Annotated in this window: 19 protein-coding genes; 10 read left to right on the forward strand and 9 right to left on the reverse strand. The window is 36.4% G+C overall.

What is annotated here, in order from left to right:
- Positions 1-18 precede the first annotated feature (18 nt).
- A complete protein-coding gene (locus BMY50_RS07925) occupies positions 19-3,021 on the reverse strand; it encodes a SusC/RagA family TonB-linked outer membrane protein (protein ID WP_093321651.1) in 3,003 nt (1,000 codons plus the stop codon).
- 779 nt (positions 3,022-3,800) lie between these two features.
- Between BMY50_RS07925 and BMY50_RS07935 the strand changes: the two genes are divergently transcribed.
- The 3 genes from BMY50_RS07935 to BMY50_RS07945 all read left to right on the forward strand — a co-directional run bounded on the left by BMY50_RS07935 (position 3,801) and on the right by BMY50_RS07945 (position 7,740).
- The gene (locus BMY50_RS07935; protein WP_093321658.1) at positions 3,801-6,281 is read left to right on the forward strand and encodes a penicillin acylase family protein; all 2,481 of its coding nucleotides are present in this window, start codon (positions 3,801-3,803) and stop codon (positions 6,279-6,281) included.
- 97 nt (positions 6,282-6,378) lie between these two features.
- The gene (locus BMY50_RS07940) at positions 6,379-6,723 is read left to right on the forward strand and encodes a hypothetical protein (protein ID WP_093321662.1); all 345 of its coding nucleotides are present in this window, start codon (positions 6,379-6,381) and stop codon (positions 6,721-6,723) included.
- A 30-nt stretch (positions 6,724-6,753) separates the two neighbouring features.
- Complete coding sequence (locus BMY50_RS07945; protein ID WP_093321667.1) at positions 6,754-7,740, forward strand: LuxE/PaaK family acyltransferase; 987 nt, start codon at positions 6,754-6,756, stop codon at positions 7,738-7,740.
- Positions 7,741-7,777: 37 nt separating this feature from the next.
- On the opposite strand, the gene bshB1 is transcribed toward BMY50_RS07945, so the two are convergent.
- Genes bshB1 through BMY50_RS07960 form a run of 3 tightly spaced genes read right to left on the reverse strand, consistent with a single transcriptional unit; the run spans position 7,778 to position 9,674 of the window.
- The gene (gene bshB1, locus BMY50_RS07950) at positions 7,778-8,500 is read right to left on the reverse strand and encodes a bacillithiol biosynthesis deacetylase BshB1 (RefSeq protein ID WP_093321673.1); all 723 of its coding nucleotides are present in this window, start codon (positions 8,498-8,500) and stop codon (positions 7,778-7,780) included.
- A 49-nt stretch (positions 8,501-8,549) separates the two neighbouring features.
- Positions 8,550-9,035, reverse strand: coding sequence for a glutathione peroxidase (locus tag BMY50_RS07955; protein ID WP_093321679.1), 486 nt, complete (start codon positions 9,033-9,035; stop codon positions 8,550-8,552).
- A complete protein-coding gene (locus tag BMY50_RS07960) occupies positions 9,036-9,674 on the reverse strand; it encodes a DUF4294 domain-containing protein (protein ID WP_093321684.1) in 639 nt (212 codons plus the stop codon). It abuts the gene before it with no gap.
- 141 nt (positions 9,675-9,815) lie between these two features.
- Between BMY50_RS07960 and BMY50_RS07965 the strand changes: the two genes are divergently transcribed.
- The 4 genes from BMY50_RS07965 to BMY50_RS07980 all read left to right on the forward strand — a co-directional run bounded on the left by BMY50_RS07965 (position 9,816) and on the right by BMY50_RS07980 (position 15,380).
- Positions 9,816-12,029: a RelA/SpoT family protein gene (locus BMY50_RS07965; RefSeq protein ID WP_093321688.1), complete on the forward strand. Its 2,214-nt coding sequence runs from the start codon at positions 9,816-9,818 to the stop codon at positions 12,027-12,029.
- 134 nt (positions 12,030-12,163) lie between these two features.
- Complete coding sequence (locus BMY50_RS07970) at positions 12,164-12,667, forward strand: Fur family transcriptional regulator (protein WP_093321692.1); 504 nt, start codon at positions 12,164-12,166, stop codon at positions 12,665-12,667.
- 133 nt (positions 12,668-12,800) lie between these two features.
- Positions 12,801-14,075, forward strand: a complete 1,275-nt coding sequence (locus tag BMY50_RS07975; protein ID WP_093321697.1) for an adenylosuccinate synthase — start codon at positions 12,801-12,803, stop codon at positions 14,073-14,075.
- A 3-nt stretch (positions 14,076-14,078) separates the two neighbouring features.
- The gene (locus BMY50_RS07980; RefSeq protein WP_093321701.1) at positions 14,079-15,380 is read left to right on the forward strand and encodes an anthranilate synthase component I family protein; all 1,302 of its coding nucleotides are present in this window, start codon (positions 14,079-14,081) and stop codon (positions 15,378-15,380) included.
- A gap of 47 nt (positions 15,381-15,427) precedes the next feature.
- Here the strand turns inward: BMY50_RS07980 and BMY50_RS07985 are convergent, their stop codons facing one another.
- The 4 genes from BMY50_RS07985 to BMY50_RS08000 form a co-directional block, all read right to left on the reverse strand.
- Positions 15,428-16,231, reverse strand: a complete 804-nt coding sequence (locus tag BMY50_RS07985) for a M48 family metallopeptidase (RefSeq protein ID WP_093321705.1) — start codon at positions 16,229-16,231, stop codon at positions 15,428-15,430.
- 54 nt (positions 16,232-16,285) lie between these two features.
- Complete coding sequence (plsY, locus tag BMY50_RS07990) at positions 16,286-16,933, reverse strand: glycerol-3-phosphate 1-O-acyltransferase PlsY (RefSeq protein ID WP_093321709.1); 648 nt, start codon at positions 16,931-16,933, stop codon at positions 16,286-16,288.
- Positions 16,934-16,984: 51 nt separating this feature from the next.
- Complete coding sequence (nadC, locus tag BMY50_RS07995) at positions 16,985-17,845, reverse strand: carboxylating nicotinate-nucleotide diphosphorylase (RefSeq protein ID WP_093321714.1); 861 nt, start codon at positions 17,843-17,845, stop codon at positions 16,985-16,987.
- 98 nt (positions 17,846-17,943) lie between these two features.
- Positions 17,944-18,339, reverse strand: coding sequence for a DUF4783 domain-containing protein (locus BMY50_RS08000; RefSeq protein ID WP_093321718.1), 396 nt, complete (start codon positions 18,337-18,339; stop codon positions 17,944-17,946).
- A gap of 228 nt (positions 18,340-18,567) precedes the next feature.
- Here BMY50_RS08000 and gpmI point away from each other — a divergent pair, with 228 nt between their 5' ends.
- On the forward strand, positions 18,568-20,088 hold the full coding sequence (gene gpmI, locus BMY50_RS08005) for a 2,3-bisphosphoglycerate-independent phosphoglycerate mutase (protein WP_093321722.1): 1,521 nt from the start codon (positions 18,568-18,570) through the stop codon (positions 20,086-20,088).
- Positions 20,089-20,176: 88 nt separating this feature from the next.
- Complete coding sequence (locus BMY50_RS08010) at positions 20,177-20,716, forward strand: hypothetical protein (RefSeq protein ID WP_093321725.1); 540 nt, start codon at positions 20,177-20,179, stop codon at positions 20,714-20,716.
- Between the two features lie 92 nt (positions 20,717-20,808).
- Here the strand turns inward: BMY50_RS08010 and BMY50_RS08015 are convergent, their stop codons facing one another.
- Complete coding sequence (locus BMY50_RS08015; protein ID WP_093321728.1) at positions 20,809-21,477, reverse strand: tetratricopeptide repeat protein; 669 nt, start codon at positions 21,475-21,477, stop codon at positions 20,809-20,811.
- Positions 21,478-21,849: 372 nt separating this feature from the next.
- On the opposite strand from BMY50_RS08015, the gene lon reads away from it, so the two are divergent.
- Positions 21,850-24,306: an endopeptidase La gene (gene lon / locus BMY50_RS08020; protein ID WP_093321731.1), complete on the forward strand. Its 2,457-nt coding sequence runs from the start codon at positions 21,850-21,852 to the stop codon at positions 24,304-24,306.
- Positions 24,307-24,315 lie beyond the last annotated feature (9 nt).

Raw genomic sequence — 24,315 nt, forward strand, 5'->3', positions numbered from 1 at the left:
ATATCTTGATTTGTTAAGTTATAAAGAGAAGTTAACACCTAAATTAAAAGTTCTTGCAGATGGGTATGTGACATTGTCTATGCCCGCAGAAGGTACATTATTTACCGCTTTACTAACATTAACTTCCGGGTCAAAACCTTTATATTTGGTGATCACAAATAGGTTTTGGCCATTTACAAAAATACCTAAGTTTTTAATGGAGCTACCGATATCGCCGACTCTATAACTCAATGTGGCATTGGCTAACTTCAGATAGCTTCCATTTTCTATGTAACGAGACGATGCCGCTATCGGGTTGGCAGGTGATTCGAGTATACTCGAATTCATTAACTCAGCAGCAATATTTCTAGAACCCAAGTTAGAGATAGGCAATACGGCATTGGCAGTGTTATTATAAATATCTTGTCCGAGTGCGCCGTTAAGATTGGCGGAAAATGAAAACTTCTTATAATCTACTGCCGTGCTGATGCCCAATAGCACTTTTGGATTTGGATTTCCCACGCGATAAAACACAAACCCATCATCTGTATATTGTGAAAAACCTTCATTATCTAAACCTAGATACTCTCGTGTAACAAAAGCGAACAGGGGATAATCATTCTGTATAACCTCTACCGTAACATCGCTCAGCCCTTGTCCGCTTAAGCTGCCTGTTCTGATAATTTCATTTTCTCCTAAATTGCGTACTTTATTATTAACAAAAGTTGCATTCGCTCCTAAATCCCATCGGAAATTATCATTCTCTACGATTACGCCATTTAGATTCAGTTCAATTCCTTTATTGATCACTTCCCCTTGTAAATTTATCCAAGTAATAGAAGCATCGGGAGATGCAGGGTACTGCGGTGTTTGCGGAAAAAGCAAATCAGTTGTTTTTTTATGAAAGTAATCGACCGATCCGCTAAGGCGACCACCAAATAATCCAAAATCAGCCCCAACATTTATTTGCTCATCTGATTGCCAACGCAAATCTAAGTTTTCATTGTTATTTATTGGTCTGGTTTGGCCACCGCCTCCAAATCCGATTGAGTACCGGCGTTGTGATGAACCCGATGGAAATTCTTGATTACCTGTTTTACCCCACCCGGCGCGTAGCTTCAGTTGATTTAACCAAGTAACGTCTGTCAAAAAATCTTCATTCTTCATATTCCATGCTCCCGCAAAAGAAGGAAAGGTTCCATAGCGATTATTTTCTCCAAATCGGGTAGAACCATCAATCCGTACGGTAGCAGTCAATAGATAACGATCTTTAAAATTAAATGTGGCTCTGCCAAAATAAGATTGAAGTTGCGTGGTAGGATCATTAAAGGAATTCAAATTTCTATTTCCGGGCGCGGTAGCTTGCATCACATCGGTATAATCTACTGGGATATCCCCAAAGCCACGTGCATTCATATCTGTTCCTCTATTGATAAAATCCATGTATTCATAACCTATCACAGCATTTAAATTCAGATCTGATGCAATTTCCTTATTAAAGGACAACGTATGGGTCAACTGTTTCGTTATTAATTCATTGTTAGCAACACTCGCATAGCCACCTGGGAAATTGTTTGCAGGTTCTGCCTGAATGCTTGGAATATTGATAAAACTGCGAGTGGATGAACGACGTTCCCCTTTACTATAATTAACACTCAATAACATACGATACTCCAACCAGTCATTGAATTTATAATAAGGTGATAAGCTCGCTAGTATAGTAGATACGTTAGAACGGTCATTATAAGCCTCTGACATAGCCAATGGATTAATGATATTGCCACGTTCAATAGCTAAGCTTCCATCTTCGTTGCGAAGCGGTCGGGTTGGATTCCACGCCAATGCATGTGTTAATAGACTTCCTGTGGCGCCTGCGTCTGTTACAATCGGTGCTATATTTTCATTATTCTGATTGGCCATGAGGCTTACATCCAGACCTAGCTTTTTGCTTTCCAGCATTTTAAAATTACCATTAAAAGCACCGCTATACCGTTTAAAACCGGTTTTTCTAACGATACCTTGTTGATCTTGATAACCAAAAGAAGCACGGAATTTGTTGTCTTCACCACCGCCGCTCAAAGAAAGACTATGATTCTGATTATAAGCAGTTCTTAAAATAGCATCTACCGCATCTACATTGCTCCCAAAATCACCTGTAGTAAATCCGTATTTATTTAAGGCATCACGGTATTGGTTGCCATCAAGGATATCAATCTTACGCATGATATTGCTAATACCAGCAGATGAGTTTACATCTACTTTCAGGGCACCGGATTGACCTCTTTTTGTCGTAATCAACACGACGCCATAAGCCGCTCGTGAACCATAAATAGCCGTTGCCGAAGCGTCTTTCAAAATCTCCATAGAGGCAATATCTGCCGGATTAATAAAGCTCAGGGGATTTCCAGCTGGGCTCGTTCCAATACCTCCGCTCTGATTTGGCCTTGCGGATCTGCCATCCAAAGCAACCCCATCTACTACATAAAGTGGTTGGCCAGAACCCGTTACCGCTGAGTTACCTCTAATTCGAACGGTAGTTGCTCCGCCTGGCTGTCCGCTATTATTGATCATCTGCACACCCGATACTTTACCTTGTATCAATTGATCTGCAGCAACCAAAGGCCCTTTATTAAAATCTTTAGCACCAACAGAAGCTACGGCTCCTGTAAGGTCACTCTTTCTTTGCGTACCATAGCCCACAACAACTACTTCATCTAAGCCTTGTGCATCGGGTTGCATCGTAAAAACTACTGAAGTTGATGCACCGGAAACAGTAACTACTTTTTCTTGCTGTACGTACCCAATATAACTGGCAACTAGTGTAAAACGCCCGTTTGCAAGGCCTGCCACACTAAAGGTTCCGTCTGTATTGGTTCCTACTGATTTTTTTAGCTCTTTAATTTGAATAGATGCACCTGGAAGTGGCTCGTTCTTTTCGTCGAGCACTTTACCTGTTATATTACTGTTTTGTGCATAAACACATAAAGTGCTCAGCACCAAAATAAAACATAGCAAAGAACTGATAAAATTCTTCTTTTTCATTCGACTGGTTTTAATGGTTATTAAATAATTGGATGTTTAATGACATTTTACTGCCATTTTTTAACAGCTGATGAAATTTCAATCATCTGCTACTCAATTTGAATGTTTTTAGGTTACCTCTTTTAGACTACGACACATAATTACTTCTTTTAATTGGTGAAATTTTGGATTAATTACTTTAAAAAAGATTCAACAATGGATAAATTCGATCTATTCGAATAATTTGTATTTCTTTATGCAAATTGCTAAAGTGTTTATACTGGTCTAAGGAAATTTCAAGCTGACTGAAAACGTTCCCGATCCTCGCCGTAAAAATAGAGCTATTATTAAAAAATGCAAAAGAAATTTCAAAGTAAGCGATGGCCTGTGAAAAATTTTCACAGATCATCTACAAAACTCCATCGCTATTTATCACTTTGGAAAATGTTTACACCCTGTGTTTGAGTTATATATTCAGTGGCCTTCAAGGAAATTTGCGTGCACCCTATTGTATTCACTTCTAATAAATTCCTTATTTAACAGGGACTTTATAGGGACATCACAGGGATATAATAGGGACATCATAGGGATAAATACCTATAATGTCTTTGTTATCTCTTATTTAAATATTAATACAGTTATTTTTAAATAAGTAGTTTATAGATGCAAAGTATTAACTTCATTAAGAAGATGTAATACAAATTTACGTACCGCCTTGCTCACACTTTGCTTTAAACATCTTTTTATGTATATTTATATCGTAACCTATTTATTGCATTTGTTCATCATTATTGCAGACTATGAAACTAAAGGCTTTCCTCTCTATTTTAGCTTGCATTATATTTACGGTACTTTTTAATATAAAAATTGGGGATATTCCTCCACTTGGAAAATTTCTAAACCCTTTTAATGGTTTTTGGAAAAATGCTGAGCCTATAAATTCTTTTTCAGAAAACTCCACATTAAAGTTGAAAAACGTACATCAAGATATTACGGTAATGTATGACGATCAACACATACCACATGTGTTTGCTAAAGACGCTTACGACTTATACTTCGCACAAGGTTATATCACTGCAAAAGATCGTTTATGGCAAATGGATTTTCAAACGCGCTATGCCAGCGGCCGATTGGCAGAAGTTGTGGGCGCAAAGGCTATACCGCTCGACAAATATCAAAGAAGAATGGGAATGGTTTTTGGTGCCAAAAAAATGTTAAAAGAGAGCTTGAAAGATCCAAAAAGCAAACTCATTTTAACAGCTTATGCGGATGGTGTAAATGCCTACATTAATAGCCTCTCTCCTGCTGATTATCCACTGGAATTTAAAATTTTGAATTACGCACCAGAACCATGGACTCTCTTAAATTCTGCATTATTGCTTAAGCTAATGTCGGCAACCTTGGCCGGAGGATCAGACGAGCTTTATATGACCAACATACTCAGTACCTACGGACCTGATTTAACGAATAGGCTATTCCCAAATTATCCGACAAGAGAGGATCCTATTATTCCAAAAGGTACTAATTGGGACTTCAATCCGCTACCTGTATCATCTTTCTCTAATAATGAAGTAAAGGAAATATTTGATGCAAAATCTTCTTCTCATCTATCATTACTGGATCAAAACACACTTCTAACTGGCAAAAAAGAAGAGGGGTTGGGCAGCAATAATTGGGCTATTTCATCTGAAAAAAGCAAAACAGGTAAGCCTATACTAGCTAATGATCCACATCTTAGTCTTACTTTACCAAGTATTTGGTACCAAATACAGTTAAAAGACAATAAGAGTAACAGTTATGGTGTTTCTATTCCCGGCGCTCCGTGCATAATTATTGGCTTTAACCAACATATCTCCTGGGGGGTTACAAATGTAGGTTCTGATGTACTCGATTGGTATCACATCACTTTCAAAGACAACGACAAAAACTTTTACCTATATAGCGGAGAATGGACAAAAACTAAAAAAATAGTCGAAGAAATAAAAGTAAGGTCAGGAAAAACTATTTATGATACGGTCTATTATACACATCACGGCCCTGTCAGTGCTTTAGGAATGTCAGAAAGTTCCAATTTAACTGAAAATATTCCGCAAGATGCCGCTCTTAAATGGGTGGCACACTTACCTTCGAATGATCTTCGAACATTTTACGAACTCAATCGGGCAAGCAATTACGATGGCTACAAAAATGCCCTAACATACTTTACAGCCCCAGCACAGAACTTTGTTTATGCAGATAATCAAAATAATATAGCCATAACACCTAACGGCTACTTCCCCTTAAAATGGCGCGAGCAAGGTAAATTTGTTTTAGATGGGAGTACTCGTCGAGACGAGTGGCAAGGTCGTATACCGCCAGCGCAAAATCCAACTATTAAAAATCCAAAAAGAGGCTTTGTAAGCTCTGCAAATCAATCACCTGTTGATGAATCTTATCCCTATTATTTAAATTGGGAGTATGCACCATATGATCGCGGGCATAGAATCAATGAAAGACTTAACGTATTACAACATGCGACAATCGATTCATTAAGGCTAATGCAATTAGATAATAAAAGTGTTCTTGCTGATGATTTGATAGACACACTTGTCCTCGCCACCGAGCAATATGGCTTACTAAAACCTGATGAAAAGATACTTTTGGAAGTATTAAAAAAATGGAATCACGCTTATGAAGATACGTCAAAGGCAGCAACTATTTTTGACAATTGGTACCAGACAATTGAAAAAAATCTTTGGTCACAGCAATTCAATATCGACTCTGCGAAAATGAGATTTCCTAATCGGGATAAAACAGTCAATATTCTCCTCGACAGTGTAACCATCCCTTGGCTTCACAACAACACTAAAGCTAAGCAAAATTCAAAGATTTCGTTAATTGGAAACTCCTTCCAGATCAGCGTGCAAGACTTGAAGAAAAGATATGGATCTTTTGGAAAAGGCTGGGAATGGGGAACTGTTAATAAAAGAAATGTGGTGCATTTAGCCGGTATGAATGGCTTAGGATCTAAAGAATTTACTATTAATGGGTCAGGTAGAACAATAAATGCCATTAAACAAAAAAGTGGTCCTTCTTGGCGGATGGTTGTTGCCCTAGGAGATATTCCAACTGCATATGGTATATTACCGGGCGGGGCATCTGGTAATCCGGGCAGCAAGTTCTATGACAATCAATTACAAAATTGGGTAGATGGAACACTAAAAAAATTATTGTTTATGATTGAAGAAAATACCGAAAACCCACAAATAAAAAGCAAACTTACTTTAACAAAGAAGCGATGAATCGTTAAATGTTTCACCTGATAAAAAATCCATCAGGCGGGCGCAATAGTACCATGAATATATAGTTAAAGAATAAACACAAAACAAATTTATACGGATGAAAATGTTTATCACCTTATTTGTTGCTAGCTTAATTGCTCAATTACTATTACCTTGGTGGATAATTCTACCTATCACCCTGTTCATATCCTATTTTTTCAATAAAAGTCCTTGGTTTTCATTTATAATTAGTTTTATTGCCATATATCTTATGTGGCTATTGTTTAGTACTTACCAGAGTTCGATGAACGATCATATATTGGGCAATCGCATCGGTGTTCTTTTCGGATTATCTCCGAACTTTGGCGGCTGGTTTTTAATGGCTTTAATTAGTGGCATTCCGGGTGGAATAGTCGCTGGTTTTGGGGGATTAGCAGGACAATATATTCGAAAAGCTTTTTAAGGATTATAATTATCTTTGCTGTTGAATATCATGTCAAACATTAACAAAGAAGAAATTTTCAACCTTAGTTCATTTGATCAGTTTGAACATTTGGCGCTTAGTGTATTTCGCAAACAGGCCATTGAAAACCCTGTTTTCAATAACTACCTATCCAATTTGGGTTGTAAACCATCGCTTGTAAAAAAAATCGATGAAATTCCGTTTCTACCGATTGAACTTTTTAAAACACAAAAAGTATTACTAAATGATTTAAAAAGCGAAATAATCTTTACAAGTTCTGGGACTACCGGGATGCAGCAGAGCAAGCACTATGTAAGTGATATAACTTATTATGAAAGAAGTTATCGACAGGCTTTTAATTTCTTTTATGGTAATATACAGGAAATGGCCCTTGTTGCCCTGTTACCCTCCTATCTTGAGCGAGACGGTTCTTCGCTTATTTATATGGTTGATGACCTCATTAAACAAGCGAATCCTTCTTACAGTGGTTATTTCTTACATAACCACCATGACTTATGGCAACGTTTAAATGAACTCCATTTAAATGGTATTCCTACAATTCTTATTGGAGTAACTTATGCATTGCTAGATTTTGTGGAGAAGTATCCGATACAATTTCCTGATTTAATTGTTATGGAAACAGGAGGAATGAAAGGCAAAAGAAGGGAAATGGTAAGAGAAGAACTGCATAAAATATTATGCAATGGTTTTGGTGTTGAAAACGTTCATTCAGAATATGGCATGACAGAACTATTATCTCAGGCCTATTCAAAGGGGAAAGGAATATTTTTTTGCCCACCGTGGATGAAGATTTTAGTTAGAGATATAAATGATCCGTTCGCCATACTTCCAACGAACCGGAACGGTGGAATCAACGTTATTGATCTTGCTAACATCAATTCATGCTCATTCATTGCTACACAAGATTTGGGAATGATAAATGACGATGGCAGTTTTACAATAATAGGCAGGTTCGATCAAAGCGACATAAGAGGTTGTAATCTATTAGTCCAGTAATAGATTACAACCTCTTACATACAATTACGAGACTATTTTATCGTAGATCAAATAAGTTATTTACACCCAATAATCTTTTACAAGTAAAGCCTTCTGCATAGGTAGCACCAATATATTTGCCATACTCGCGTGCTCTTGCCTCGATAATTTCTATAAATGCAGGATTAGAGATATACGTCTGAGGTTCATTTTCCTTATATTCTTCATTAAAAAATTGCGATTTAAAAGCCCGTATACTTTCTATTTTTCTTTCCCAGACATCGCTCACGTCCACTACAATATCAGGTTTAATATAATAATCCTGGATGAGTTGTAGTAAAAGCCTCGGTCGATGTATTTCCTGTTCAGCACCCTCTACTTCTGTCGGAATTTTTCGAAGCCCTGCTAGAAAACAAGCATCATTTATTAAATCACCAGCCCTTCCATGATCGGGGTGTCTATCAAAAAGAGCATTACCTATCACTATTTCCGGCTTATATTTACGTATCGCTTTTATTACCTCAAGCTGCTCGTATTCTTCATTTTTAAAAAAGCCGTCTCTCAGTCCCAGATTTTCACGTACTGCCAAACCTAAAATGGCAGCTGCGTGAGCGGCCTCCTCAGCCCGGCCTTCCGCTGTTCCGCGAGTTCCAAGTTCACCTCTTGTGAGGTCAACAACGCCTACCCTTTTACCTAATGCTACATGCTTTAAAATAGTTCCGGAGCACCCTAATTCGGCATCATCCGGATGAACTGTAATTACTAATATATCTAATTTCACAAAAATTTATTTTAAAAGCGTTCTTGTTACCAATTCATTTTGTCGGAATTTACAATAAGGCCTCAATTTTTCTTACTAACCTACCAGCTAACGGCTTGGTAAAGCTATAAAAATAATCTACCACAACACCCTCTCTGTTGATTAGGTATTTATGGAAGTTCCAAAAGGGTTTGCTGTTGGTTTTTCCATTAAGCCACTTATCTCCAAGAAATTTATAAAGCGGATGCGCATTCTGCCCTTTAACTTTTATCCTATCATAAACGGTAAAACTTAATTTTTGATCTATAGAGCAATACGTTTCCAATGCTTTCCCACTTAGCTGCTCTTGTTGACCAAAATCATTCGAGGGAAAGGCAAGTACTTCAAAACCACGATGATTAAATTGCTTATATAGCACTTCTAATTCTTTATATTGCGGCGTAAACCCACATGCACTCGCAGTATTAACAATTAATAATACTTTATTTTCGTATATATTAAAATCGACCACAGAACCATCAGGTTTCATGGCACAAAACTGATAAATCTTATTCATTTAATAAAAATACCGATTAGCGTTTGCGTGATTTCTGATAATATATTCTATTTCACGCTCCTGATCAGGATCATAGGTGTTTTTTAAATTATGTCCAAAAATTTTAGCTACCGATTGATAGAAGAAGGCCGAAACCCCACCCCTTAAGTCGCGCACTAATTCATAGCTCGAATTTCCAGTTTGCCTATCTATTAGTTTTATTAATATTTCACCTTGGGAAATAGACATTTTTTTAATCTCACGATTGAACATTGTTTTTATCTCCTTCTCACATGTCTTTATTAAACGTTTTTGTTCCTTTTTACCACTTGTTACTGCCAACTCACGTTGTAATCTGTCATATCTATCTTCTGCAAATTTGGCATATGGAAGCACTTTTAAAACGTTGTATTTTAATCTATTATAGCGGGCTCTATCTGCCGGCGTTCTAAAAACTCTTGTATCCGTAATAACCACTTCCCTTAACAATATCCATGGAATCCGTTCGCCATTTATCAGCGTAGTGGGAAGCATAATTGGCGTGGTATTTGCTGTACTGGCTATAGTATTAGTTAAACTATCTCTATTGACCTGCTGTGCTAAGCTCACCTGTCCAAAAAAAAGCAGTAAATTTATCAACATTAAATATAAAATTTTCATAGATTTAGCTCTTACAAAATCACCAATAAAGTTAAGTAAAAAGTATTTACCTAACGAATTTTTTATTAAACCTTTTAAGAGTTTTACGATCTCAAAGGTAAGGAATTAAAACAAAAAGCATATAGATATACATTTACAAACATGAAGGAATTAGTGATAGATCTTGAAGCTGAGAAGAAGGAAATTCTAAAACGCTATCGTGCTTTATTAAGGGCCTGTAAACCGACTTTACAAAAAGGTGATAAGCAGATGATTCGTCGTGCCTTTGATATGGCATTAGAGAACCACAAAGATATGAGGCGGAAATCTGGCGAACCTTATATCTACCACCCCATTGCCGTGGCCCAAATTGCGGCTGAAGAAATTGGGCTGGGCACTACGTCCATTGTTTGTGCACTTCTCCATGATGTAGTAGAAGATACGGAAGTTTCTTTGGAAGAAATCGAACAAAAATTCGGAAAAAAGGTTGCCAAAATTATCGATGGACTAACTAAAATAGCCGGTATTTTTGACCCTAACAGTTCGATCCAAGCTGAAAACTTTCGAAAAATGCTGCTTACCCTTGCTGATGACGTACGTGTTATATTAATAAAATTAGCAGATAGGTTGCATAATATGCGTACCATGGAATTCATGGCTCGGGATAAACAATTAAAAATAGCATCCGAAACAAGCTATCTTTATGCTCCCTTAGCACATCGATTAGGTCTATATGCCATAAAATCAGAATTGGAAGATCTTTCCATGAAATTTACGGATCCTGATACATACAAGTTTATTGCCCGAAAGCTAAATGAAAAAAAGGCCGAGCGTGAACGTTATATTAAGGAATTTATAGGTCCGATACAAGACATTCTAACAGAGCAAGGCATCAATGCAAGCGTCTTTGGCCGACCGAAATCGATACATTCTATTTGGAATAAAATGCGAAAAAAATCTATTCCCTTTGAAGAAGTATACGATCTCTTTGCAATTCGCGTAATAATTGACACCACTCCCGATATGGAAAAGGCTGAATGCTGGAAAGCTTATTCTATTGTGACGGATTTATATCGCCCAAATCCAGATAGATTAAGAGATTGGATATCTTCTCCCAAAGCAAATGGGTATGAATCTTTGCATACAACTGTCATGGGGGCTAAGGGTCAATGGGTAGAAGTGCAAATTCGTACGAAACGGATGAATGAGATAGCCGAGAAAGGATTTGCTGCTCATTGGAAGTACAAAGAATCGAACTCTGACAGCGGGTTAGACCAATGGATTCAAAAGGTGAGAGATATTTTGAGTAATCCTGAATCGAATGCATTAGATTTTGTGGATGATTTTAAGATGAATCTATTTTCTGATGAAATTTTCATATTTACTCCTAAAGGAGCCCTCATTCAACTTCCTTTAGATGCTACGGCATTAGACTTTGCTTTCGAAATACATTCTGACCTTGGTGCAAGTTGTATAGGCGCAAAAGTAAACCATAAGCTGGTACCCTTATCGCATAAGCTTGCTAATGGAGATCAGGTGGAAATTATAACTTCTAATAAACAAACACCTAAAGAGGATTGGCTTAATTTTGTTGTAACGGCGAAAGCGAAGTCGAAAATTAAATCTGCCTTAAAAGAAGAAAAACGAAGGATAGCAGAAGATGGAAAAGAAATACTTGAACGAAAACTCAAATCAATTAAAATCACTTACAATACCGATAATCTAAATAAACTCAGTACTTTTTTAAAGTTGCCATCCACTCAGGATCTTTTTTATAAAGTTGCCAAGAGCGAGATAGACCTCAAACAACTGAAGGAATTTGCAACCGCTGAAAGGTCTGTAGATACATCCAGTGGACCTAGTACACGCATTGATAGCCATGTTGATGGGTTAGTAAAAAAGATTGAAAAAAAGGACAAGGAAACTGTGTTGATTGGTGATGATTTTCAAAAGTTGGATTATACCCTATCTGCATGTTGCAATCCTATACCGGGAGATGACGTATTCGGTTTTGTAACAGTGAACGATGGGATAAAAATACACCGCACCAATTGTCCAAATGCCTCTAAATTGATGGCTAATTATGGCTACAGAATTGTGAAAGCTAAATGGACTTCTCAACAAGAACTTGCTTTTCTAACAGGTTTGCGTATTGTTGGAATAGATGATGTAGGTTTAGTTAATAGAATCACCACCGTCATATCGCAGGATTTTAAAATAAACATTCGGTCAATAACCATCAGCAGTAATCAAGGTATTTTTGAAGGATCTATTATGGTTTATGTTAATAATACGGAACATTTGGATAGTTTGATAAAAAAATTAAAACAGATAAAAGGCATAACAGGAATTACAAGATTTGATTCCGAACAATAAATTTGAATCAGGTTATCTTGCAAATAAAATTATTCAATGATTACTGAATACTGACAATAGCAATACACATGCCTAGTTAATTCATTGCATATCCAAACAAATTTATTTAGCTTTGTACATAATTAAGGATTATCATGTCTACAACAGAAACAACAAGTATGGTTAGGAAAATTTTCGAGGCTTACCTCGAGAATAAAAGCCTACGCAAGACCCCAGAGCGCTTTGCCATCTTGGAAGAAATATATTCAAGAAATGATCACTTTGATGTGGAGTCATTGTATATCCACATGAAAAACAAAAAATACAGGGTGAGTAGAGCTACTGTCTATAATACATTAGAGCTGCTAGTATCTTGTGATTTAGTTACGAAGCATCAATTTGGCAAAAACATGGCCCAATTTGAAAAGTCTTATGGCTATAAACAACATGATCATATTATCTGTATTGAATGTGGTAAGGTTGTAGAATTTTGCGATCCCCGTATCCATCAAATTCAAAGCATGATGGGTGAATTACTAAAATTTGACATTAAACATCATTCGCTCAATTTGTATGGTGTTTGCAGCGATTGTAATAATGACTGCCCTTCAAAAGTAAATCAGGAAACTGGCCGAAATAAAGTGGTAGTTCCTGCCTAAAATGTATTATAAAGAAAAGACATATATCTCGGCCTGATGATTTATCATTTTTATAAGATAATGATAACTATCAGGCAATCTAATTTTAAATCTCCATTATTACAGTTTAATTAAACTACATACAACAAATATTATGAAAGTTGACGTGCTTTTGGGCCTGCAATGGGGCGACGAAGGTAAGGGTAAAATTGTGGATGTTTTAACGCCACAATATGATTTGATTGCCCGTTTTCAGGGAGGGCCCAACGCAGGCCATACCTTAGAATTTGATGGTCAGAAATATGTTTTGAATACTATTCCTTCTGGCATTTTTAATAAAAAAACATTAAACCTTATAGGTAACGGTGTTGTTATAGATCCGATCATTCTCAAAAGAGAACTCGACAACCTAAAGAAAAATGGATTTGATCCAGTTGCCGAAGGAAAGCTTGTAATAGCGCGTAGGGCCCATCTTATTTTACCTACACATCAACTACTAGACGCTGCATCTGAAACTAATATGGGAACAGGTAAAATAGGTTCAACCTTAAAAGGAATTGGACCTACCTATATGGATAAAACTGGAAGAAACGGTATCCGTGTAGGAGATACTACTTTACCTGACTTTAAGGAACGTTACCAAAAGCTTGTTGATAAGCATAAAAATATCTTATCACACTATGGAGAAATTCCTGACTACAGTGAACGTGAACAGGCGTTTTTTGAAGCAATTGATTATTTAAAAACAATTCCGCATGTTGATAGCGATCAATTAGTTAATAACTATTTAAAAGAAGGCAAAAGTGTACTTGCCGAAGGTGCCCAAGGAACGCTACTCGATATTGACTTTGGCTCTTACCCCTTTGTTACATCGTCAAACACTACTACTGCTGGCGCTTGTACTGGACTTGGGGTTGCTCCTAAAAATATTGGAGAAGTAATTGGTATTTTCAAGGCATATTGCACCAGAGTTGGAGGTGGCCCTTTCCCGACAGAATTAGAAAACGAAGTCGGTGAGAAATTGAGACAAATTGGTCACGAATTTGGTGCCACTACTGGTCGATCTAGACGTACCGGATGGATTGACCTTCCTGCATTGCGTTATGCTATTCAGCTAAACGGGGTTACCGAGTTGATCATGACAAAGGCTGATGTATTAAGTGGGTTCGAAGAAATAAATGTATGTACACATTACATTTATAATGGAGAAAAAATTGACTATATGCCTTATGATATTATTTCATTAAAACCAGAACCAGTATTTGAGACCGTTAAAGGATGGAATGAAGACATTACAGGCATTACTTCAGAAGAACAAATCCCTTTCGCTCTTAAGGATTATATCGTGTATTTAGAGACGCATTTGGGTGTAAAGATTAAATATTTATCTGTTGGACCCGACAGGACACAAACACTTCTCTTAAAGTAAACAATGGCAACAAGTAGTCACCATGTTGACAATATTAAATTATTTACAAAGCAAGCCCTTCAATGGGCTTCTTTCTTTAATAGCGCTTGCTGTTTTCATAGTCAGGGGTATAAAAAGGATCCTTATAGTAAATTCGATGTATTAATTGCTGCAGGTGTTAAAGAAGAATTAATAAACAATGGAAGCGACACCACTTTCTCAAAGCTTGAAACGTTCTTGGAAGAGCACTCCGATGAGTGGATTCCTGGGTTCCTCTCTTACGATTTAAAAAACGAGGTAGAAGATCTTTCTACTTCAAAGCCAAATCTACAGGGGACTCCTCTCTCCTATTTTTTCATACCAAAACACCTTATATTAATTAAGGGGAACAAAATTGAGATAAAAAGCGAGGCCCCAACACAATTGTTCAAAGAAATTATCTCGACAATATTTATTGATGGCAAATTGGAATTTAATGGCGAGATTAAAACTGAGATGAATAACGAAACATATACAAGTGTTTTCAATAAATTAATAAAACATATTCATCAAGGTGATATTTATGAAATAAATCTTTGCTTAGAATTTTATGCAGAAAAGGCAAAACTTGATCCTTTACAGGCATTCTGGCAACTTAGCATGATCTCTCCCACGCCTTTTTCCTGTTATTTCAAACAAGGGGATCACTTCGTAATTTCTGCCTCACCTGAAAGGTTTTTAGCCAAAAGAGGTGATTTATTAATATCGCAACCTATAAAAGGTACGGCACCCCGTGGAAAAACACCTCTAGAAGACGCTCTTTTAATTCGTGATCTCCAGCTAAATAAAAAGGAGGTCAGTGAAAATATAATGATTGTTGACTTAGTACGTAATGATTTAACCAAAAGTGCAGCACCAGCAACGGTAGAAGTAAAAGAACTTATGGGGGCCTATTCATTTAAGCAAGTGCACCAGCTTATTTCCACTATCAGCTGCCGAGAGCGAGATGGACTAGCGCTAACTCAAACTATAAAAAACACCTTTCCTGCTGGATCAATGACTGGCGCGCCAAAAATCAGCGCCATGAAATTAATCGATAATTATGAATTTACTAGAAGGGGCCTTTATGCAGGATCTATAGGCTATTTTGCAGCAGATGGAGATTACGACTTCAATGTGGTTATTCGATCGCTATGTTACAATGCTAAAAGCAAGAGATTATCTTTTCTCGTTGGAAGTGCTATAACTGCTGAGGCTAATGCTTCTCAAGAATATCAAGAATGCCTATGGAAAGCGCAAGCAGTTTTAGATCTGTTAAAACCTGATTATAAAAATAAAAATGCATAATTGAAGGCATCCAACTATGCATTTTCTATAGAATAGGCTAATATAATTTATTTATAATGCCTCATAGCCTCTGGTATTAGCTTTTGTATATTAGCAATACGTGTTTGATCACTAGGGTGTGTACTTAAAAATTCGGGTGGTTTACTACCCCCAGCTTTAGAAGCCATTCGTTGCCAAAAACCAACAGCTTCTTTTGGGTTGTAACCAGCCATAGCCATAAATGTTAGGCCCATTCTATCAGCTTCGCTTTCCTGATTTCTCGAATACTTCAATAAGGCAACCTGACTACCTATTCCATAAAGCTGATTAATAGCAAGCTGTGTCAATTGCGAATTCTTCGAAGTAGCCATTCCAACACCTGCACCAACTCCTTGTGCTAACATGGTATTAGATGCTCTCTCTGAAGAATGGCGAGCTATAGCGTGGGCTATTTCATGCCCCATAACAGTAGCTAAACCAGCTTCATTCTGTGTAACCGGTAATATCCCTGTGTAAACAGCGACTTTTCCTCCTGGCATACACCATGCATTGACCTGCTGCTCATCAATAAGGTTAAATTCCCAACTAAACTGATATTGATTAGCATATCCATTCTGTTTAAGATAAGCCTCCACAGCTCTGGCAATCTTATTACCTACATTTTGGACCATCTGCGCATTGGCAGTGCCTTTTACTACTTTTGTTTTTGGACTTTTAAGCAAATCCCTATAGGCTAATGTTGCCTGCTGTTGCATTACCTTGTCATCAACCAAACTTAATTGCTTTCTACCTGTCAACGGAACCGTTGAGCAAGATGCGGCAAATAATAGTATAAGTAGCGAACCAATTACTTTAGTTTTATTCCGACTCATAATTATTGTAGAAATTTAGTGATTTAGTTACAGCAATTGCTGTGCCGATATAGATTATGTATTTGATTTTTTAAAGAGATTTATTTTTGATTCTTTGCCTTTTAACAACCTTTCTATATTCTTCTGATGCGTAACCAATATCAACACACAAATACACATGCCATATAAAAGAAGAGATTTATAAGGTGTATGAAAAACAAATACTATGCTGAATGGAAAAGTAAAACCAGCCAGAATAGACCCTAAAGAAACATAACGGGTAAGCATCAATACACTTATAAACATGCCTACACACAATAAAGCCGCTTGTAAATGAACGGCTAATACCATCCCAAATAACGTAGCTACTCCCTTTCCACCTCTAAACCCGGCAAATAGCGGAAATAAATGTCCCATAACCGCGATGACACCTAGGGCAAGTTGATAGTTTATAAACAATACAGAGCTAGTAGGTCCGGTAACAGAAACACCAATAAAATAAGCAAGATTTGTGGCGGTCCAACCTTTTAAAATATCAATGATCATCACAGCAACACCTGCTTTCCCGCCCAAAACCCTGAACGTATTGGTTGCGCCAGCATTTCCACTCCCATATTCTCTAACATCCACACCATAAAAAGATTGACCTAACCATACAGCAGTGGGTATGGATCCAAATAAATAGGCAACCAAAAGTGCAATAATTGCATTAATTGATGTCATTGGGTACAATGATACTAAAAAGAGCAATCTTATTAGTAAAAAATATTAACTTTAATTAACAATCTGAGCTTTCAAACTCATATCTAGGCTTTTAACAGAATGTGTTAATGCCCCCATCGAAATATAATCAACGCCACAATCGGCAAATTGTTTAGCATTTGAAGGAACAATGCCACCAGAGGCTTCTGAAACAAACTTGCCATCTATTAATTTTACGGCCTCAACAAGATCTTTAAAACCAAAATTATCTAATAAAATTCTATCTACGCTGCCATACACTAGAACCTCTTTTAACTCCTTTATATTTCTTACCTCAATTTCGATTTCAATAGGTTTTTGAAGAGATTTTTTATATTCGCCGGCGGCTTCAAGGGCCTGTTTGATACCTCCAGCATAATCAACATGATTATCTTTAATAAGTATCATATCATATAAACCGAATCGATGATTTACCCCCCCGCCTATCCTTACCGCTTCTTTTTCAAGAAATCGTATTCCAGGTGTAGTCTTCCTTGTATCGAGAATCTTGGTCTTTGTATTTTTTAGTATTTGAACTAGGCCATGAGTTGTTGTAGCAATACCGCTCATTCGTTGCATAACATTTAGCACCAATCGTTCTGCCATCAGAATGGCATGTATATCTCCAGTTACCTTTAACGCAACATCGCCAACTTTAACTTCGGCCCCGTCATGTATAAAAACCTCAATAGCTAATAAAGGGTTAACTACATTAAATATTTCTAATGCCACGGCAACTCCCGCTAAAATTCCATCTTCTTTAATTATAAGTTGGGCCTGCCCCTGTTTTCCTGCAGGAATAGTCGCTAGTGATGTATGATCGCCATCGCCCACATCTTCTTGCAATGCTTGGCTTATGAAAGTGCGTAATTGTTGTTTGTTAATGTTACTCATACTTTAATTGGTTTCAAACCTAGTAAAAATTTCGAGATTTATAAATTAACAAGAATAATATATATTTATCTAACTTATTTTCAGGTGGTATTAAATGCTTACTTTATTTTATCAATTCTAATATCTGTGATCAAAAACTTTGAATTGAAATTCTTGAGAGAGAGAGATACTCTAAATTTCTGCGTAGAAGAGAATATTTCCAGAACCGCATAACGGTTATTAGCATTTGTATCCATTCTGTGAATTATCTTAGCCCCTCTGCAATTATTCTTATCGAAAAAATTTCTTAAAAGTATTTCGGTTTGGTTCTTAGAATAAGTGTTATTATCTTCCAGAATAGATAAACTTACCGTACTCGAAAAATAATCAGAAAGTTCTTTACTATTACCAGTAGCAAAATAATGACTAATGTTATCGATAATATCATCTGCTCTAAGAGCAGCCTGAAGATTCAAATGCGTTAATAAAATTAAAAATAAGTATACATTTTTCATTATCCCTTCCAATGGCAACACTATCAAATCAGCTAAAAATTTTCATCATGTATAATATATAGCACAAAATCTAAACATCGCTTTAATGCCACTAAAAGCATGCCATTTTGTCTATATAAATACACATAAAAGGTACATTTTTCAATATTTAAAAAAAAATAAGGATAGGATCATTTTTTGTATTAGGTTTGTCATTAGTAGTAATATAACATTTAAAATACGTTAAAAATGAAGAAAGCAATGCTCATCATTCTTGATGGCTTAGGATACGGTAAGGATGACAATTCTAATGCAGTGAAAGCTGCGAAGACTCCCTTTTTAGATTACATGCTAAACAATTACCCTCATTCAAAATTAGAAGCTTCTGGCGAAGCAGTAGGATTGCCTGCTGGCCAGATGGGTAACTCAGAAGTTGGTCATATGAATCTAGGTGCAGGTCGTATTGTATACCAGGAATTAGGTCGTATACACAAAGCTGTTGCTGATGGGGAGTTAAATCAAAATTCAATTCTTCAGCAAGCTTTTGATTATGCGAAACAAGCACATAAAAATGTACATTTCATTGGCCTAGTTTCCGACGGTGGGGTACATGCGCATACAAAGCACTTACGTGGTTTATGTGAAGCAGCAAAAAATGCAGGATTACAAAATATCTTTGTTCATGCCTTCTTAGATGGTAGAGATACAGACCCTCATTCCGGACTAAATTATATATCAGATTTAGAGACATTTTTATCAAGCAGCACAACAGGAGAACTCGCATCAGCAATTGGACGTTATTATGCTATGGACAGAGATAATCGATGGGAACGCGTGAAAGAAGCGTATGATTTGTTAGTTCATGGCCATGGCAAGGAAGTTAAGAGCATTAAACAAGCAATAGAACAATCGTACGAAGCAGGTGTCACCGACGAATTTATAAAGCCTATTGTAAAAGTTAAAAGCGATGGTACACCAGTAGCTACAATCGAAGAAGGAGATGTTGTGATATGCTTTAATTTCCGTACTGATCGCGGTAGAGAAATAACACTTGCTCTTACGCAAAAGGCGTTTCCTGAATATAACATGAAACCCCTAAATCTTCATTATGTCACCATGACAACTTACGATGAAACGTTTAAAAATGTAGATGTTGTTTTCCAAAAAGACGATGTTACGGAGACTATTGGAGAGATACTTGAAAAAAATGGAAAAACACAAGTACGTATTGCCGAAACTGAAAAATATCCACATGTTACCTTTTTCTTCTCTGGAGGACGTGAAAAAGAATTTGTAGGAGAGTCTAGAATATTAATTCCATCGCCAAAAGTTGCTACTTATGACCTTAAGCCGGAAATGAGTGCTCAAGGTATTGCAGATGCAATTTGTGCCGATATGGAAACAAATCATCCGGATTTTGTATGCTTAAATTTTGCTAACCCTGATATGGTTGGGCATACTGGAGTATTTAGTGCTGTTGTTAAAGCTGTTGAAACGGTAGATGCCTGTACAAAGCAAGTTGTCGAAAAAGGTATACAAGAAGGCTATTCGTTTATTATTATAGCAGATCATGGTAATTCAGAGTTTATGCTAAATGAAGATGGTTCGCCAAACACTGCGCACACTACCAATTTAGTTCCCTGTATTTTGATCGATAAAGACTTTAAGCATATAAAAGATGGTAAACTAGGTGATATTGCACCTACCATCCTTACTTTACTTAATATTTCAATTCCACAAAAAATGACTGGGGAAGTCCTTGTTTCTTAAAACAAACAATTTGAATTGATCATATAGAAAGCTATTGTAAGCGCGCGATATTCACGACTTACAATAGTTTCTTTAGTTTTATGCCATAATGAAAAAAATTTCGGGAATACTTCTAATTCTATCAATATTGGGATCCTGTACTCCTCAACCGGAAAATAAACTTCGGTCGCATAAGATACCATATTTCGATATTGCTGAATATTTTTCAAAGGAAGCTAAACGATTACAAACAAAAAAGCCGCTAATTAAAAAAATGGTTAGTAAAAACAGGGAGTCTGAGGAAAAGAAAACACGAATTGAAAACTGGAAAAGCGAGTTTGAACTTTTTATTTCTTCCGACATTAATAAACCTGATTGGCTAGCTAGCTATACAATAGATTCTTCTGCGCAAAAAATATCATACTTGGCCAAGGAAGCGAAACTACGTACGAAAGCTATTCAAGTTTACAAAAATAAAAATGGTCATATTGAAAAAATATCAATTGAAAATTCAGATAAAAACTGGTTGTATAGTTCCTCAGAAAAATTAGTTTATTATACTGACTCTCTCTATAAAATCGAGAAAACCCAATCAATTCGTTTAATTGGTATCAACAAATACACCGTTGAAGGTTTCATAGAAAAGTAAAGCATCTTGCAAATCCGTATAATTTTACAAGCATTAATAAAAAAACCTGTGGAAAATATTTCCACAGGTTAAATAAAAATCTATCAGCAAGACTATTTTGACAAGTTTGTTTTATAAATCTTTACTTTCTTAATTTCTTTTGCTAAATCTTCTCTTTTGCTATTCGAGTTTAGTACATGTTGTAAATCATCAATGCTTTTCTGATAAGCTTCTTCAGCCGACGACTTATCATAAACCGCAGTTGAATTAGTGCCTTGCAAAATGCCGAGATCCCTGTATGCCATTCCTCTGCTTTGGTAATATGACAAATCATCAGGATTTAAACGAATTGCGTTACTGAAATCATCAATACTTCCTTGTAGCATTTTACCACGCTCGGCCTCACTCAATTTATTATCAGACTGCACTGCAAGTGTGTTGCGAGCTTTACCTCTCCAATAATAAGCAGAAAAATTGTTAGGACTTTGACTTAATAGTTTAGTAAACGATGTAATTGCTTTATTGTAGTTAGCACATCTGATATGAGAATAACCTAACATGTAAGTTACCAAAGTATCAGGACTCTTAACTTTTTCCAGCGCATTAACTGCAGCTTTAAAGTCTCCGTCCATAATAGCTTTATTACCTAAGCGAACGTAAGGGTTACTAGATGACGATTGTGACTGTGCAGAAGCCGCATTGACAGAAAAAACGAAAACTCCCAATAACACCCAGTGTTTAACTTTACCAAAATTCATAAATTGATTGCTTCTAATGTTCATTAATTAAGTTCTTTTTCAAGTATATTAGATTGTACATGAGTTAAAATGTTACCAATCGTGTTTTAAAGATAGCAATCTAGTTGCCATTCCGCCACAAAACTAAACTAAAAATTGTGTATTTTATTGTGTAAGTATCAATATTATTCATTTACAGCACTTTAAAATTCATCCTCGAAATATAAGCTTATCTAAATGCCGTTAATAATGTGACCTGTAAATATGACATTAGTTAAAAAAAAGGCTGCAATTTAGCGTTTGGCATGGGCATTGTAACATTAACTATTCGATTATTAAAATAAGAGTTCCAGGGAATAGTCTGCCAAATTGGCCATTTGTTCCATACACTAAACAAATAACACATAAACATACCCCATGAGTAAGTTTGATCTTTTTGATTTCAACCATGCATTACCAATCATAAATGAGGATACGGAATTTTTTCCACTGTTTACGCAACAAGACGAGGATGATATGACTAGTGAAGAACTGCCGGAAGTATTGTCAATATTACCATTGAGGAATACAGTCTTATTCCCCGGAGTTGTAATTCCTATTACTGTTGGCCGTGATAAGTCAATTAAACTAATTAAAGAGGCTTATAAAGGTGACAGAACCATCGGTGTTGTATCTCAAAAAGATATGTCAATTGAAGATCCGGCATTTAATCAGTTGCACACTGTAGGTACCGTCGCCATGATCATAAAAATGCTTCAAATGCCAGATGGAAATACAACGGTTATTATCCAGGGCAAACAGCGTTTTAGATTAAAAGAAGAAGTTCAATCAGACCCATATATAAAAGCGAGTATTGAGCGTTTTGTAGAACAAAAGATAAAAAAGGAGAAAGAATTCAACGCATTAATATCTTCCATAAAAGAACTTGCCCTGCAAATCATCAATATATCCCCAAATATACCAAGTGAAACAGGCATAGCGATTAAGAATATAGAAAGTCCATCATTTTTAATAAATTTCATTTCATCCAACATGAATGCCGATTTGACATTTAAGCAGGATCTTTTGGAGATGAAAGATATTAAACAAAGAGCTAACAGGGTATTAGAGCAATTAACTGCAGAGCTTCAACTATTAGAGTTAAAGAATCAGATACAGAATAAAGTCCGTGTTGATTTGGACAAGCAACAACGGGATTATTTTTTGAATCAACAACTTAAAACCATACAAGAAGAACTTGGAGGTTCAACGCCCGATCTGGAAATTGAAGAATTAAGAAAAAAATCGTTACAAAAGAAATGGGGCAAAGATATTGCATTCCATTTCAAAAAAGAATTAGATAAATTAAGTAGAATCAATCCTGCTGCTGCAGACTACTCCGTTCAATTAAATTATCTCGAACTTCTCATTGATCTTCCGTGGAATGAATTTAGTAAAGACAACTTTGATTTAAAGCGTGCCGAAAAAGTACTTGATAAAGATCATTATGGCTTGGAGAAAGTTAAAAGAAGAATAATTGAATACCTAGCTGTATTAAAGCTTAAACGAGATATGAAAGCACCTATTCTCTGCTTAGTTGGCCCTCCAGGGGTAGGTAAAACATCATTAGGAAAATCTATTGCAAAAGCATTAAACAGAAAATACGTTCGCATGGCTTTGGGTGGTGTAAGAGATGAAGCAGAAATAAGAGGACACAGAAAAACCTATATTGGAGCTATGCCGGGAAGAGTTGTCCAATCTATAAAAAAAGCGGGAACGTCCAATCCGGTATTTGTTTTGGATGAAATAGATAAAGTAGGAAATGATTTTAGAGGTGATCCTTCTTCTGCCTTATTGGAGGTATTGGATCCAGAACAAAATAGTGCCTTCTACGACCACTATGTAGAAATGGATTATGACTTATCAAATGTCATGTTTATTGCAACAGCTAATTCGCTAAGCACTATCCAACCTGCTTTATTAGATAGAATGGAAATAATTGAAGTGAATGGATACACTATTGAAGAGAAAATAGAGATCGCGAAGAAGCATCTATTACCTAAACAACGAGAACAACATGGATTAAGTGCTAAAGATATTACACTTAAGAGTAATATCATTGAGAAAGTAATTGATGAATACACGCGTGAATCTGGTGTACGTGGCCTTGAGAAAAGAATCGGTGCCCTTGTTAGAGGAGCTGCTACACATATTGTAATGGAGCACCCCATAGGTCCGGCTATTAGCCAGAAAGAAGTTCTTGATATATTAGGTGCTCCAGTTTACGATAAAGACTCTTATGAAACCAATGACGTAGCTGGCGTGGTAACGGGATTGGCTTGGACGCAAGTTGGAGGAGATATATTATTTATCGAATCGAGCTTAAGTCCAGGGAAAGGAAAACTAACGCTTACCGGAAATTTAGGTGAAGTTATGAAAGAATCTGCAGGCATCGCAATGGCGTACCTCAGGGCACACGCGGCAGATTTTAATATAGATTTTGAGCTCTTTGAGAAATGGGATGTTCATATCCATGTGCCAGCCGGCGCAACACCTAAAGATGGGCCATCTGCTGGCATCACCATGTTGACAGCGCTAGCGTCTTCTTTTACACAAAGAAAAGTAAGAGCAAATTTAGCCATGACAGGTGAGATAACACTGCGGGGCAAAGTACTGCCTGTGGGGGGTATCAAAGAAAAAATATTGGCTGCAAAGAGAGCTAATATAAAAGATATTATCCTTTGTAAATCTAATAAGAAGGATATTATGGAAATAAAAGAAGATTATATAAAAGACTTAACCTTCCATTACGTAAATGAAATGAGCGAAGTGATCGATATCGCATTACTTGGTGAGAAGGTAAAAAAACCATTGGATCTTTCGATCAAGAAATAAAAAAATGCC

This window comes from Olivibacter domesticus (assembly GCF_900109575.1).
Classification (GTDB): domain Bacteria; phylum Bacteroidota; class Bacteroidia; order Sphingobacteriales; family Sphingobacteriaceae; genus Olivibacter; species Olivibacter domesticus.